A 12,680-nucleotide genomic window follows, 5' to 3' on the forward strand; every position below is an offset into this window, starting at 1 on the left:
CGACGACCGTGCTCAACGGTACTCCGCCCCCGGCAACGGCGGGTCGCGCCAGAAGCGGCGTTGTTGACGCATCGAGCGGGCCGGCTGAAACCGCCCCAGTTGCAGATGAATGGCGCCCTGCTCGGCGCTGTCATGGATGTGCATTCCCTGTTTGCGGTAGCGGGCGATGACCGTCGGGTGCGGATGGCCGAACGAATTGCCCTGCCCTCGGGAAATCAGCACGGCCTGTGGCTGCAAAGCCTTGAGCAAGGCCATCGATGAGGAACTGCGGCTGCCGTGATGCGGGGCTTGCAGCCACTGGGTTTGAACTGCCAGTGCGCTGTTGAGCAGGTCCCGTTCGGCGGCGCTGTCGATATCGCCGGTCAGCAGCAACCGCTCGCCGTTGGCTTCGATCTGCAACACGCAGGAACGCTGATTGCTGTCATGGGCGTCAGCCCATTGCCATAGATGAAAGGCAACGCCGTCCCACTGCCATTGCCGGCCGCTTTCACAGGCTTCGGCGTTCAGCGCTTCGGGCAGCCCGTGCGGATCGCCGCTGATGACCCGGCTGACCGGCAATCCTTTCGCCACCGCGAGTGCGCCACCCGCGTGATCGGCATCGGCATGGCTGAGCAGCATCAGATCGAGGTGTTCCACCCCCAGTTTGCGCAAGGCCGGCAGCACCACTCGCTCGCCGAGGTCGAAGTCGCCGAAACGCGGGCCGCTGTCGTACAGCAAGGTGTGATGCCGGGTGCGGATCAGAATCGCCAACCCCTGACCGACATCCAGTTGCCAGACATCGGCCACGCCTTCGGCCAGACGCTCTCGGGGCGGAAATGCCAGTACCAGCAGCAATGGCCAGCCCAAAGGACGCAAGGGAACGCCTCGAGGCAGCAATACCAGCACTGCACCAAGACCTCCCAGCGCCCAGACCCACCACTCCATCGTCGTCGGCACCCACGCTGGCCAACGACCGGCAATCAGGGCCAATGCACGGAACAATCCGTCGATCAGTCCACCGGCCAGCCACAGCAGCCCTTCCCCGACATAGGGGATCGGCAGCAGCAATGTGCCCAGCAACGCCGGCGGCAGCACCGCGAAACTGACCCACGGCACCGCCAGCAGATTGGCCAGTGGCCCGCTGAGACTGATCGGAAGGCTCAGCGCCACCAGCACCGGGCACAAGCCGATCGCAATCAGCCACTGCGCGCGCGTCCAGGTCTGCCACCAGCGCCATGGCCCCAGACGGCCACCGAAGGTGAAGATCAGCACGGCGACCGCGATAAAGGACAGCCACAACCCCGGACGCAGACTGGCCAGCGGATCCATCAACAACACGCCGTTGAAGGCCAGCAGCAACGGCCACCACGCACCGAGGTGGCGAAAACGCAAACGCCACAACAACACCAGCGCAACCATCACGCAGGCCCGCCGCACCGGCACGTCGAATCCGGCTAGCAGGCCGTAACCCAGTGCCGCCGTGAATGCCAGACCGCACGCCCAGGGCAGCCAGGGCCAACGCAACGGCCAGATCCCGACCCGCGCCAGCCCGGCGACCAGCGCATACATCAACGCCGCCAACAGCCCGATGTGCTGACCGGAAATCACCAGCAGGTGCACGGTGCCGGTGTCCTGCAAGGTCTGCCAGTCTTCGCGACTGAGCCCCGAACCATCGCCGAGTACCAACGCGGCCAAGGCTCCGTTACGTCCCTGGGCATCCACTGCAAGCAGGCGCTGGCGAATGCTGTCGCGCCAGGCCCAATGAGCCGGCGCCAGTCGCTGGCCATCCTTCACCGTCCCGGTGGCGCCGATGCGCTGCGCCAGCAGCCAGGCTTCGTAATCGAACGCATCCGGATTGAGCAGGCCACCGGGGTGCTTGAGCTTGACCGCCAGTCGCCAGCGTTCGCCACTGCTGACCTCAGGCCCGGCGTACCACGCCAGGCGCATCAGCGACGGCAGTTTCTCGTGACGCGAGCGTGCATCGGCCAGTTCGAAGCGCACGACGCCCTCGGCATTCTGCGGCAAGCCGACGACGCGCCCTTCCACCCAGCGCGTTTCGCCATCCAGCCGGGAAGGCAGCCGGTCATTCAACGCCATCTGCGCGTTGAAGCTCGCCCATGCGAATCCAAGCAGTAAAAACGCCAGCGGATAGCTGCGAAACGGCAGCAGCATCAGCGCCACCCACGGCAACACCAGCAATAACCCGACCGGCGGCAAGGCCGGCAAAAAAACCGGCGCCAGCAGACCGACCGCCAGCGCCATCATCCCTGTGCGCATAAGCCCGTCCTTGAGAGTCCCCCCTTCAAGGCATAGCGGTTGCGGGGCACGTGCGTCGTTATCAATTGTCACAAAGTCTGAATGGGCGGTTCGTAGAATCCAGACATACTTGCCGCCTTAACCGACCGAGAAGCCTTATGCCCCGGCGCTTATTCAAACGTTACATGCCCGACCCGACGAGCATCAGGGAACACAAATCCTTACGCTTTCTCGGCACGTTGCTGCATGACCCGAACCTCTGGCACCTCAACCGGCACTCGGTGGCCCGCGCCATGGCCGTTGGCCTGTTCGCCGCGTTCCTGCCGATTCCCGCGCAAATGCTGGTGGCCGCTGTCCTCGCGATCATGGTGCGCGGCAACATGCCGATTGCCGTGAGTCTGGTCTGGCTGACCAACCCGATCACCATGCCGGCGGTGTTCTTCTGCACGTATCAGGCCGGGGCCTGGCTGATGGATGTGCCCGCACGCACGCTCCCCGACGAATTGACCTGGGAATGGATCAGCGGCGAGCTCTCGACCTTGTGGCAACCGTTCCTGCTGGGTTCGGTGGTGGTCGGGCTGGCACTGGGCGCCCTCGCCTATTGTCTGGTGATGATGTACTGGCGCTGGTGGGTGGCCCGGCAATGGGCGCGGCGCAAGAAAAGACGTCAGGCGTGAATGCAAAACGGCCTCCACTGTGGGAGGCCGTTTTTCATTGCAGCATTGAAGGGATCAGGTGCGCATGCCGCGCCCGCTCACCAGCAACCGCGAACAACCGATATACAACACCACCGTCGCCACCAGCATGAAGGTGATCGCGATGCCGATACGGATATCCGACACACCGAGGATGCCGTAACGGAAGGCGTTGACCATGTGCAGCACCGGGTTGGCCAGCGACACGGTCTGCCAGAACGGCGGCAGCAAGGTGATCGAATAGAACACGCCACCGAGGTACGTCAGCGGGGTCAGCACGAAAGTCGGGATGATCGAGATGTCATCGAAGTTGCGTGCGAACACGGCGTTGATGAAGCCCAGCAGCGAGAAGATCGTCGCCGTCAGCACCACCACCAGCACCGTCACGCCGAGATGGTGTACCTGCAAATGGGTGAAGAACAGCGACAGGATCGTCACGATCACACCCACCATCAGGCCTCGCAGGACGCCACCGATCGTGTAACCGATCAGGATCGTGTGCGGCGACACTGGCGACACCATCAGTTCTTCGATGGAGCGCTGGAACTTGCTGCCGAAGAAACTCGACACCACGTTGCCATAGGAGTTGGTGATCACCGACATCATGATCAGACCCGGCACGATGTACTCCATGTAGGTGAAGCCACCCATGTCGCCGATCTGCCGACCGATCAGGTTACCGAAGATCACAAAGTACAGGACCATGGTGATCGCCGGCGGCAGCAGGGTCTGCGGCCAGATCCGGGTGAAGCGTCTGACTTCGCGGTAAACGATGGTGTTGAGGGCAACGAGGTTGGGGCGCAGCTCGGAACTCATACCGCCACCTTCGACAGATTTTTCTCCACCAGGGACACGAACAGCTCCTCGAGGCGATTGGTTTTATTGCGCAGGCTCAGCACTTCGATGTTCTGCAGGGCCAGTTGGCCGAACAGCGCTGTGATGCCCATGGACTTGTCGACCTGGACTTCCAGGGTATGGCCGTCCAGCAGACGTGCCGGATAGCCCGCCAGTTGCGGCGCGGCACTCAGACCGTTCTTCAGATCCAGCAGGAAAGTCTCCACATGCAGTTGGCCGAGCAGCTGACGCATGCTGGTGTTCTCGACGATGGTGCCGTGGTCGATGATGCCGATGTTGCGGCACAACTGCTCAGCCTCCTCCAGGTAGTGGGTGGTGAGGATGATGGTGATGCCTTTCTGGTTCAGTTCGGTGAGGAACGTCCACATCGAACGGCGCAGTTCGATATCCACCCCGGCGGTCGGTTCATCGAGGATCAGCAGACGCGGTTCATGCACCAGCGCCCGGGCGATCATCAAACGACGCTTCATGCCGCCGGACAGCGAACGCGACGGCACATCGCGTTTGTCCCACAGGCCGAGCTGGGTCAGGTACTGCTCGGCGCGTTCCTTGGCGATCTTCGCCGGAATGCCGTAATAACCGGCCTGTGTCACGACGATGTCGAAGGTCTTTTCGAACTGGTTGAAGTTGAATTCCTGGGGCACCACGCCGATCGAGCGTTTGAGCGCCGCCGGGTTCTTGTCCAGGTCGTGGCCAAAGATATTCACGGTGCCGCTGGTCTTGTTGACCAGGGTCGAGAGAATGCCGATGGTCGTGGATTTGCCGGCGCCGTTGGGGCCGAGCAAGGCGAAGAAGTCACCTTCGGCGACGTCCAGATCGATACCACTCAAGGCCTGGAACCCGTTGCCGTAGGTTTTGGTTAGCTGCCGGATGGACAGAGCGGAACTCATATCGGATTTACGCACCCAGTGAAGAAAAAAGGACTGATAAAAGGCCGGCGGCGAGGAAGACAACCGCAGCGCACGAGCGCAATGGTGCTTGCCGTCGCCGCACAAGTACAGTCAAGTGTGTCGATAGTAGGTATTAAGTCAACGCGGTCATGACAGCTTTCTGATACGCCGGACGCTGCTTCAACCGCGCGTACCAGGCTTCAAGATTCGGCTGTGGCGCGCGCTCGATCGGCATCTCGAACCAGGCGTAAATGAAACTGCCGAGCGGGATATCGCCCATGCCGATTTCATTGCCGGACAGATACGGCTGGTGCTTCAGCGCCTGATCGGCCATCGCCAGCAAACCATCACATTCCTTGATCGCCGCATGGATTGACGGCCAGTCCTGCTTGTCTGCCGGGGTACGCAGGACACCCCAGAACACTGTGCGAAACGGTCCTGCAAAACTGGAAGTCGTCCAGTCCATCCACTTGTCAGCGGTGGCGCGGGTCTGCGGATCCGCCGGGTACCACGAAGTGTCGGCTGCATGCTTTGCCAGCAGGTAACGCACAATGGCATTGGATTCCCACAGCACAAAACCATCGTCCTGAATCACCGGTACCCGCCCGTTCGGGTTCATGGCCCGGTACTCCGGCGTGTCGACCACACCAAACGCACCACCGGCATCGATGGCCTCGTAGGCCAGTCCGAGTTCTTCGGCAGCCCACAACGGCTTTCTGACATTCGACGAATTCTTGCGACCCCAGATCTTCAGCATGACCGCCTCTTTTCCAGTAAATGGGCAGGCAGCATACGCCGGATCAGAGGCTGCCGACATCACCGCGCATGTCACCGGACAGTGGCTTCTGCTGATCGTTGAACAGGTGCGGATAACATTTCTGCAGATGTTCGAAGAAAAAAGATTCCGGTACATCGGCGAACTGGCCGTGATCGACCAGGTACTCCATCAGCAGCGCGCCATCACTGTTGTACGGGTGGAAAACACTGTCGTTCACGCCGTCGAATTCCAGCGGCGCAACGTTGAACATTTCGCAGAGTTTCTGGTTGAACGCGGGTGTGGCTTTCACCCAGCGATCATTGAGAAACAGCTCGGTATAACCATGCATGGCGAACACTTCGCTTCTCAGCAGTTCAAGCAGACGCGGCGTCGACAGATGATTTTTCACATCCGCCAGACCGATGCGTGCGGGGATCCCGCAATGGCGCGCGCAACCGGCGAGCAACGTGGCCTTGGGTACGCAATAACTCTCACCCGCCGCCAGCGCATAGCTGCCGCGCAAGGTCTGCGGGTCGCGGCTGAAGGTGTACATGTTGTAGCGCACCGCCTCGCGCACGGCGTAATAAAGACTGATCGCCTGCGCGAGCGGATCGCGGCTGGCACCACGGTGCTGCTCGGCGAACTCCACCACCGAGGGGTGGTCACTATCGATGAAGCGGCCGGGGCTCAGATACTCGTGCATGACGACATTCTCCTGATTGAGCCCCGAGTCTAGCGAGAGGTTCAGCACAGAGATAACGACGTTTCGGCCAAACATGCACGCAAAGACGCGGAAGCGGCGAACGATTTCCCACGCGTGTTGCCCACCGAACCTACAAAAGACATCCGGGGTTTCCCACGATTTCAATCACCTTGCTCTGACCGCCCCGTTTTGCAGATGCCGTCTAAGCTCTGGTGGGTCGGTTCGCCCTGGTTCACGGAGGATTAAATATGCTGTTGTTGTGGATACTGGTTCTGATCGTCGGCGTGGCGTATCTGGCCCACCGGCGCATCGCCCCGCTGCCGGCACTGGGCATCGTTGCCGCTTACCTGTTGGCGATGGGGATTTTCAGCCACGCACCGGGCTGGTTGCTGCTGATTTTCTGGGTCGTGCTGGCCCTGGTGGCCGCCCCGCTGCTGTTGCCTGACCTGCGCCGCAAACACTTCACCGCGCCGCTGTTCAGCTGGTTCCAGAAAACCCTGCCACCGATGTCGCAGACCGAACGCGACGCGATCGACGCCGGCACGGTGTGGTGGGACGGCGAACTGTTCAGCGGCCGTCCGGACTGGGACAAGCTGCTGTCTTATCCAAAAGTGCAACTGACTGACGAGGAACAAGCGTTCATCGACGGCCCGACCGAAGAGCTCTGCGCGATGGTCACCGACTGGCAGATCGGCCAGTCGATGGATCTGCCGCCCGAAGCCTGGACTCACATCAAGGAACACGGTTTCTTCGCCCTGATCATTCCCAAGGAGTTCGGCGGCAAGGGTTTCTCCGCCTACGCCCACTCCCAGGTGGCGATGAAACTGGCGACCCGCAGCGGCGACCTGGCCTCCACCGTGATGGTGCCCAACTCCCTCGGCCCGGCCGAACTGCTGCTGCATTACGGCACCGACGAACAACGTAATCACTACCTGCCACGGCTGGCCCGGGGCGACGACATTCCGTGCTTTGCGCTGACCGGTCCGCTCGCTGGTTCAGACGCGGGTGCGATGCCCGACACCGGTATCATCTGCAAAGGCGAATGGGAAGGTCAGGAAACCCTCGGCCTGCGCCTGAACTGGGAAAAACGCTACATCACCCTCGGCCCGGTCGCGACCTTGCTCGGCCTCGCCTTCAAGGCCTATGACCCGGATCATCTGCTCGGCGACAAGGAAGACCTCGGCATCAGCCTCGCACTGATCCCGACCGACACTCCCGGCGTGGAAATCGGTCGCCGCCACCTGCCGCTGGGCGCGGCGTTCATGAACGGCCCGAACTCCGGCAAGGACGTGTTCATCCCGCTGGACTTCCTCATCGGCGGCCAGGACATGCTCGGCAAAGGCTGGATGATGCTGATGAACTGCCTGTCGGTCGGGCGTTCGATCTCGCTGCCGGCGGTGGGCACCGGCGCGGCCAAGTTCACCAGTCTGGTGACCGGGCAATACGCGCAGATTCGCGAGCAGTTCAACGTGCCGCTGTCAGCATTCGAAGGCATTCAGGAAGCCATGGCGCGGATCGGCGGCAACGCCTGGATGATGGACGCTGCGCGGATGCTGACCGCCAATGCGGTGGATCTGGGCGAGAAACCTTCGGTGCTGTCGGCGATCCTCAAATATCACCTCACCGAACGCGGTCGCGAGTGCATCAGCCACGCGATGGATGTGCACGGCGGCAAGGCGATCATCATGGGCCCGAACAACTACCTGGGCCGCAGCTGGAACGGCGCGCCGATCTTCATCACCGTGGAAGGCGCGAACATTCTTTCGCGCAACCTGATGATCTTCGGCCAGGGCGCGATCCGCTGCCATCCGTTCGTGCTCAAGGAAATGGCCCTCGCCGGACGCGAGGACAAGGATCAGGCACTCAAGGAATTCGATGGCCTGCTGCTCAAGCACATCGGATTTGCCGTGAGCAACGCCGCCAGTACGCTGGTGCTGAACCTCGGTTTCGGTCATTTCGAACATGCACCGGGAGACAAGCTCAGCCAGGGTTATTTCCGTGCGCTCAACCGTCAGGCTGCCGCGTTTGCCATGCTCGCCGACCTGAGCATGATGCTGCTGGGCGGTGAACTGAAACGCCGCGAGCGTCTGTCGGCGCGTCTGGGTGATGTGCTGAGCAACCTGTATCTAGCCTCGGCGGCGCTCAAGCGTTATCACGACCTCGATTCCCCGGCGTACATGGAACCGCTGTTCCGATGGGCCATGGAAGAAAGCCTCGGCCAGTCGGAAAAAGCGCTGGATGAACTGCTGACCAACTTCCCGAACCGGGTCTTCGGCTGCCTGCTGCGAGTGATCGTGTTCCCGTTCGGTCGCCGTCACAAAGGCCCGTCGGACAGACTCGGTGCCGAAGTGGCTACGGTCATCGGCCGGGCCAAGGGCGATCCGGCGCTGGAAGAACTGCTTGCCGGCTGCTATCGCCCGCAATCGGCAGACGATGCGGTCGGTGCGCTGCAACATGCCTGCGATCAACTGAATGCAGCGCAACCGTTGCACAAGAAACTGCACACCTCGCTCAAGAGCGGTCAGGTCAAACCGGTCGCCGGCGAACACGCCATCGATGCGGCGCTGGAAGCCGGAGTGCTGCAAGCCGTGGAAGCCCAGACCCTGCGTGATGCCGAAGCGGCGCGGCGCAAGGTGATCGATGTCGATGATTTCGACAAGGAGCAACTGAAACCGGCGGACGGCAAAATCCGCTGATCCCTTCAATCAGTGAAAAACGGGCGCAGGGGCTTTATACTCCCGCGCCCGTTTTGCTCTTGAGGACTTATCTCGTGTCCAACGTCGTTGCCGATCATCTGGTTTTGCTCGACCACCTGCGCAGTATCCTGGTCGCCGTAGGTGAGGCCGATCAGGTTCCCGAAGAAAGCCATGCCCTGTTCCTGGAGCGTTTCGACGAACTGCTTGCGTCACTGCCGATCGAGCCGATCGAAAGCCAATACCTGGGCCAGGACATCCTGACTCAAGTGATTACCCGTTACCCGCAAATTGCCCACCTGATCCCGCGGGATCTGCTGTGGTTCTTCGCCGGCGACTGCCTGCATTACCTGTCCGACGAAGAAATCGACATGTATCAGGCGCTGGAAGAGCGCCGCTACGAAGCCGAACAGAACGACGAACCGTTCGACTGGAACCAGGAAAAACAGCTGCTGGCGATGTCCGCCCAGGACAGCAAGCACTGATTTTCGCCCGATAAAAAAAGGCCCGCATGGTGATCCATGCGGGCCTTTTTTTATCGGGTCAAAGCAACCCTTCACTCTCGGGCAATTCGTACTCGGCCAACGGTTTTGAACCGCCAGATTTTCCCGGTTTGCTCAGGGTCGGCTCTTTCTCCAGGCACTCCACCAGATAGTCGATGAACACCCGCAACTTCGGCGGCAGATAGCGCGTCGGCGAATGCAGTAACCACAACCCGCCGTGGTAAGACGCCAGGAACGTCCAGTCCGGCAGCACCTGCACGATCAGCCCCTGCTCCAGGGCATAACGCGCGGTGAAATACGGCAGGCTGCCAATGCCGATGTGTTGCAACACGGCGCCCAGACGCACGCCGGTGTGATTGGCGGCATACCGCCCGCGCACGCCGACGGTAACGGCTTTCGTGCCTTTCTTGAATTTCCAGCGCGCATCGCTCGGGGTTTCGCCCAGATAGATGCAACTGTGGTTGAGCAAGTCATGGGGATGGGTCGGCGTCCCGTGTTCAGCGAGGTATTGCGGTGTGGCGCAGAGCAAATGGTCGATGGTCAGCAGTTGTCGTCCGACCAGTCCGGCCGGTGGACGATCCGTGATGCGAATGGCCAGGTCGACATGATCGTCGATCAGATCGACCTGGCGGTCTTCCAGCAACAACTCCACATCGACCTTTGGATAGCGCCGCAGAAATTCCGGCATGTGCGGATGGATCACGAAACGCCCCACCGCTTTCGGCACGCTGACCCGCACCAGACCTTCGGCTTCGTGGGTGAACTGGCCGCTGATCTCCATCACCGACTTCGCTGCGCTGACCATTTCCTGGCAGCGCTTGAACACTTCTTCTCCGCCATCGCTCAAGCGCAGTTTGCGCGTGGTTCGTTGCAGCAGCCGTGTGGCCAGCGCCTTCTCCAGCCGGGAAATGCTGCGGCTGACGGCCGATGGCGATGAGCCCAATTGGCGAGCGGCTTCGGAGAAGCTGCCGGTCTCGACGACCTTGACGAAAATCGCCATTTCACCGAGCAGCGGCAGCGGGAGATTTATGCTCACAGCGCAACAGTCCTTTGATGTTTGAACGGATTATCACGTTATTGCACGATTCATATAATTAAAAAAGAAACTTTAATAAGGGCATGGAATATGACGCTTCGCCTCTTTTTCCATAGTGATGACCTCAAGGCCAATGTGGAAGTCCTCGACTGCACGCCCCACGAGAACGAATTCGCCGTTGTGTTGCGCGCCACGCTTTTTCATCCCCAGGGCGGTGGCCAACCCTGTGATACCGGCTGGATTGGCGACAGCCAGGTGCTGCGGGTCGTCCAGGAACCGGACCGGATCATTCATTTCGTCGATCAGCCGGTGCCACTGGGCATGACCCAGATTCGCGTCGACGAAGAACGCCGCCGCTTCAATACCCGCATGCACTCTGCCGGGCATTTGATCGGCCATTTTGTCCAGGCCATGGGCTGGATGCCGATCAAGGCCCACCATTGGCCGGACGAAGGCCGGGTGCAATTCAAACCCGGGGATTCGGCCCAGGAAGTCGATGCTCAAATCGTTCAATACGGCATCGGCCAATGGATCGAGCACGATCTGCCACGCCTGACATCACTGCGCGAAGGCGCGCGGGAAATCGGTTTCGGTGAACTGCCAGCCTATGGCTGCGGTGGCACCCATGTACGCAGCCTGAAGGATCTGGGCACAGTCACGATCGCGTCCCTTTCGCAGAAGAAAGGCACGTTGTCCGTCCACTACAGCGTGGATTGAGGATTTCGGGCGCTGCCAGATGCAGCGTCCGACGCCGGGGGAACCGCGTTCGCCGGTTCCGTTGACTATTCGATAGATGGACCTGAAACCATGATGCTTGACGTCGAGCGTCTCGATGAGACGTGCATAAAAAAACTGGCCAACGAAGAAGTCCTCGCCATCCGCGTCAAGGGCTTTCTGCCCCAGGCGCAGGCGATCCAGATTGGCGACAAGATCCTCGCGCCCGGCTTCGAGGGCTACATCAACGCGCCCAGCATCGGTCGCATCGGCATGGCGTTCTACGAGGCGGAAAACCAGCCGCTGCTGATCGAAGACTACTTCGAGCGCGCCACCAGCAACATCGCCGAACTGCGCAACCGCTGCGCGCCCTACTCGTCGCCGGTCGACACCCTGCGCTGCATGCTCGACGAATCCTGGCCGGCGGGTGCCCATCTGGAAAACCTCTACGGTCGCAAGATGTATGTCGGCCTGTCCCGAGTGGTGAAACCGGGCGTGTGCTTTCTGGCCCATCACGACATCTTCGCCAAGGACGCCCCGGAGAGTTTCCAGGCCCGCAGTCTGGAGGCGCAGTTCGCCTGCAACGTCTACCTCAACATGCCGACCGAGGGCGGCGCGTTGCAGATGTGGGAAGACGACATCTCGCCGGACCGCTTCGACGAAATGCGTGGCGACAGCTACGGCATCGACCCGGCACTGCTCGGCCCGCCCGCACTCGAAGTACGCCCGGAGCCGGGGGATTTCATCATGTTCAATTCGCGTCGCATGCACTCGGTAACGCCGGGCGTGGCCGATCCGCGCTTGAGCCTTTCGTTTTTTGTCGGCTATCGCGGCAATGCTTCACCCCTGACTTTCTGGAGCTGAAATGACATCGAATTACCTGGGCGAGTTTCTGGCGCTGGCCACCATCCACTTTCTGGCCGTGGTCGCTCCCGGCCCGGACTTCGCCGTGACCATCCGCCAGAGTGTACGTTTCGGCCGCTTGGTCGGCATCTGCACGGCATTGGGCATCGGCGCGGGAATTTCCGTGCACGTGCTGTACACCCTGCTGGGCGTCGGCGCCTTGATGCACACCACGCCCTGGCTGCTGACCGTCGCCAAAGTGGTCGGCGGTGCTTACATCCTTTACCTGGGCGTCAGCCTGATCCGCAGTAAACCCAAGACGGCACTGGAAGGCGAAAAGACCAGCGACGAACCGCTGGTCGAGCAATCGCTGTTCAAGGCGTTTACCACCGGTTTCCTGACCAACGCCACCAACCCCAAGGCCACGCTATTTTTCCTGGCGATCTTCACCACGATCATCAGCGCCAGCACACCGCTGCAAATTCAGGCCCTGTACGGGTTGTGGATGTGCGGGGTGAATGCGTTGTGGTTCGTGATCGTCGCGCTGTTCTTTTCCAGCAGCAAAGTGCGCGTGCTGTTCATGCGCATGGGGCACTGGTTCGAGCGCAGCATGGGGGTGATTCTGATCCTGTTTGCCGGGCGTCTGGTGTTGTCGATGTAAACCACCCACCAAAAAAAGGCTCGCACAGTCGGACTGGCGAGCCTTGTTTAATGAAGTCATTCGTCGGTTTTCTTCGCAGACTGTCAACTCTGACA

At 61.0% G+C, this 12,680-nt stretch carries 12 protein-coding genes; 6 read left to right on the forward strand and 6 right to left on the reverse strand.

Features of this window, described 5'->3' with window-relative positions:
* Nucleotides 1-12: 12 nt before the first annotated feature.
* Nucleotides 13-2,256, reverse strand: a complete 2,244-nt coding sequence (locus CAF90_RS15620) for a DNA internalization-related competence protein ComEC/Rec2 (protein WP_085607347.1) — start codon at nucleotides 2,254-2,256, stop codon at nucleotides 13-15.
* A gap of 137 nt (nucleotides 2,257-2,393) precedes the next feature.
* On the opposite strand from CAF90_RS15620, the gene CAF90_RS15625 reads away from it, so the two are divergent.
* Complete coding sequence (locus CAF90_RS15625) at nucleotides 2,394-2,912, forward strand: DUF2062 domain-containing protein (protein WP_007950764.1); 519 nt, start codon at nucleotides 2,394-2,396, stop codon at nucleotides 2,910-2,912.
* Between the two features lie 54 nt (nucleotides 2,913-2,966).
* Here the strand turns inward: CAF90_RS15625 and CAF90_RS15630 are convergent, their stop codons facing one another.
* The 4 genes from CAF90_RS15630 to CAF90_RS15645 form a co-directional block, all read right to left on the reverse strand.
* Nucleotides 2,967-3,746 (reverse strand): ABC transporter permease, encoded by a 780-nt coding sequence (locus CAF90_RS15630; RefSeq protein WP_007950763.1) that lies wholly within the window; start codon nucleotides 3,744-3,746, stop codon nucleotides 2,967-2,969.
* A complete protein-coding gene (locus CAF90_RS15635; RefSeq protein WP_007950762.1) occupies nucleotides 3,743-4,675 on the reverse strand; it encodes an ABC transporter ATP-binding protein in 933 nt (310 codons plus the stop codon). The genes CAF90_RS15630 and CAF90_RS15635 overlap by 4 nt, the downstream gene beginning before the upstream one ends.
* A 133-nt stretch (nucleotides 4,676-4,808) precedes the next feature.
* Nucleotides 4,809-5,432 (reverse strand): glutathione S-transferase family protein, encoded by a 624-nt coding sequence (locus tag CAF90_RS15640; RefSeq protein WP_085607349.1) that lies wholly within the window; start codon nucleotides 5,430-5,432, stop codon nucleotides 4,809-4,811.
* Between the two features lie 43 nt (nucleotides 5,433-5,475).
* A complete protein-coding gene (locus CAF90_RS15645) occupies nucleotides 5,476-6,135 on the reverse strand; it encodes a transglutaminase family protein (RefSeq protein ID WP_085607351.1) in 660 nt (219 codons plus the stop codon).
* 248 nt (nucleotides 6,136-6,383) lie between these two features.
* Here CAF90_RS15645 and CAF90_RS15650 point away from each other — a divergent pair, with 248 nt between their 5' ends.
* On the forward strand, nucleotides 6,384-8,831 hold the full coding sequence (locus CAF90_RS15650; RefSeq protein WP_085607353.1) for an acyl-CoA dehydrogenase: 2,448 nt from the start codon (nucleotides 6,384-6,386) through the stop codon (nucleotides 8,829-8,831).
* Nucleotides 8,832-8,905: 74 nt separating this feature from the next.
* Nucleotides 8,906-9,313 carry a PA2817 family protein gene (locus CAF90_RS15655; protein WP_007950758.1) on the forward strand — a complete coding sequence of 136 codons (408 nt, stop codon included), beginning with the start codon at nucleotides 8,906-8,908 and terminating at the stop codon, nucleotides 9,311-9,313.
* Between the two features lie 58 nt (nucleotides 9,314-9,371).
* Here CAF90_RS15655 and CAF90_RS15660 read toward each other — a convergent pair whose 3' ends face one another.
* Nucleotides 9,372-10,367 (reverse strand): LysR family transcriptional regulator, encoded by a 996-nt coding sequence (locus CAF90_RS15660; RefSeq protein WP_064598590.1) that lies wholly within the window; start codon nucleotides 10,365-10,367, stop codon nucleotides 9,372-9,374.
* Nucleotides 10,368-10,457: 90 nt separating this feature from the next.
* Between CAF90_RS15660 and CAF90_RS15665 the strand changes: the two genes are divergently transcribed.
* From CAF90_RS15665 to CAF90_RS15675, 3 genes are all read left to right on the forward strand, one after another.
* Complete coding sequence (locus CAF90_RS15665; protein ID WP_085607355.1) at nucleotides 10,458-11,084, forward strand: hypothetical protein; 627 nt, start codon at nucleotides 10,458-10,460, stop codon at nucleotides 11,082-11,084.
* A 90-nt stretch (nucleotides 11,085-11,174) separates the two neighbouring features.
* Entirely contained in the window at nucleotides 11,175-11,945 is a 771-nt protein-coding gene (locus CAF90_RS15670; protein WP_007952184.1) for a 2OG-Fe(II) oxygenase, read from the forward strand.
* 1 nt (nucleotide 11,946) lies between these two features.
* Nucleotides 11,947-12,585: a LysE family translocator gene (locus CAF90_RS15675; protein ID WP_085607357.1), complete on the forward strand. Its 639-nt coding sequence runs from the start codon at nucleotides 11,947-11,949 to the stop codon at nucleotides 12,583-12,585.
* Nucleotides 12,586-12,680 lie beyond the last annotated feature (95 nt).

Source organism: Pseudomonas sp. B37(2017) (assembly GCF_002112885.1).
In the GTDB taxonomy this organism is placed as follows: domain Bacteria; phylum Pseudomonadota; class Gammaproteobacteria; order Pseudomonadales; family Pseudomonadaceae; genus Aquipseudomonas; species Aquipseudomonas paraglycinae.

Coding starts and splice junctions, on each gene's coding strand:
- CAF90_RS15620 (WP_085607347.1), bottom strand. CDS start 2,256: ATGCGCACAGGGATGATGGCGCTGGCGGTCGGTCTGCTGGCGCCGGTT.
- CAF90_RS15625 (WP_007950764.1), top strand. CDS start 2,394: ATGCCCCGGCGCTTATTCAAACGTTACATGCCCGACCCGACGAGCATC.
- CAF90_RS15630 (WP_007950763.1), bottom strand. CDS start 3,746: ATGAGTTCCGAGCTGCGCCCCAACCTCGTTGCCCTCAACACCATCGTT.
- CAF90_RS15635 (WP_007950762.1), bottom strand. CDS start 4,675: ATGAGTTCCGCTCTGTCCATCCGGCAGCTAACCAAAACCTACGGCAAC.
- CAF90_RS15640 (WP_085607349.1), bottom strand. CDS start 5,432: ATGCTGAAGATCTGGGGTCGCAAGAATTCGTCGAATGTCAGAAAGCCG.
- CAF90_RS15645 (WP_085607351.1), bottom strand. CDS start 6,135: ATGCACGAGTATCTGAGCCCCGGCCGCTTCATCGATAGTGACCACCCC.
- CAF90_RS15650 (WP_085607353.1), top strand. CDS start 6,384: ATGCTGTTGTTGTGGATACTGGTTCTGATCGTCGGCGTGGCGTATCTG.
- CAF90_RS15665 (WP_085607355.1), top strand. CDS start 10,458: ATGACGCTTCGCCTCTTTTTCCATAGTGATGACCTCAAGGCCAATGTG.
- CAF90_RS15670 (WP_007952184.1), top strand. CDS start 11,175: ATGATGCTTGACGTCGAGCGTCTCGATGAGACGTGCATAAAAAAACTG.
- CAF90_RS15675 (WP_085607357.1), top strand. CDS start 11,947: ATGACATCGAATTACCTGGGCGAGTTTCTGGCGCTGGCCACCATCCAC.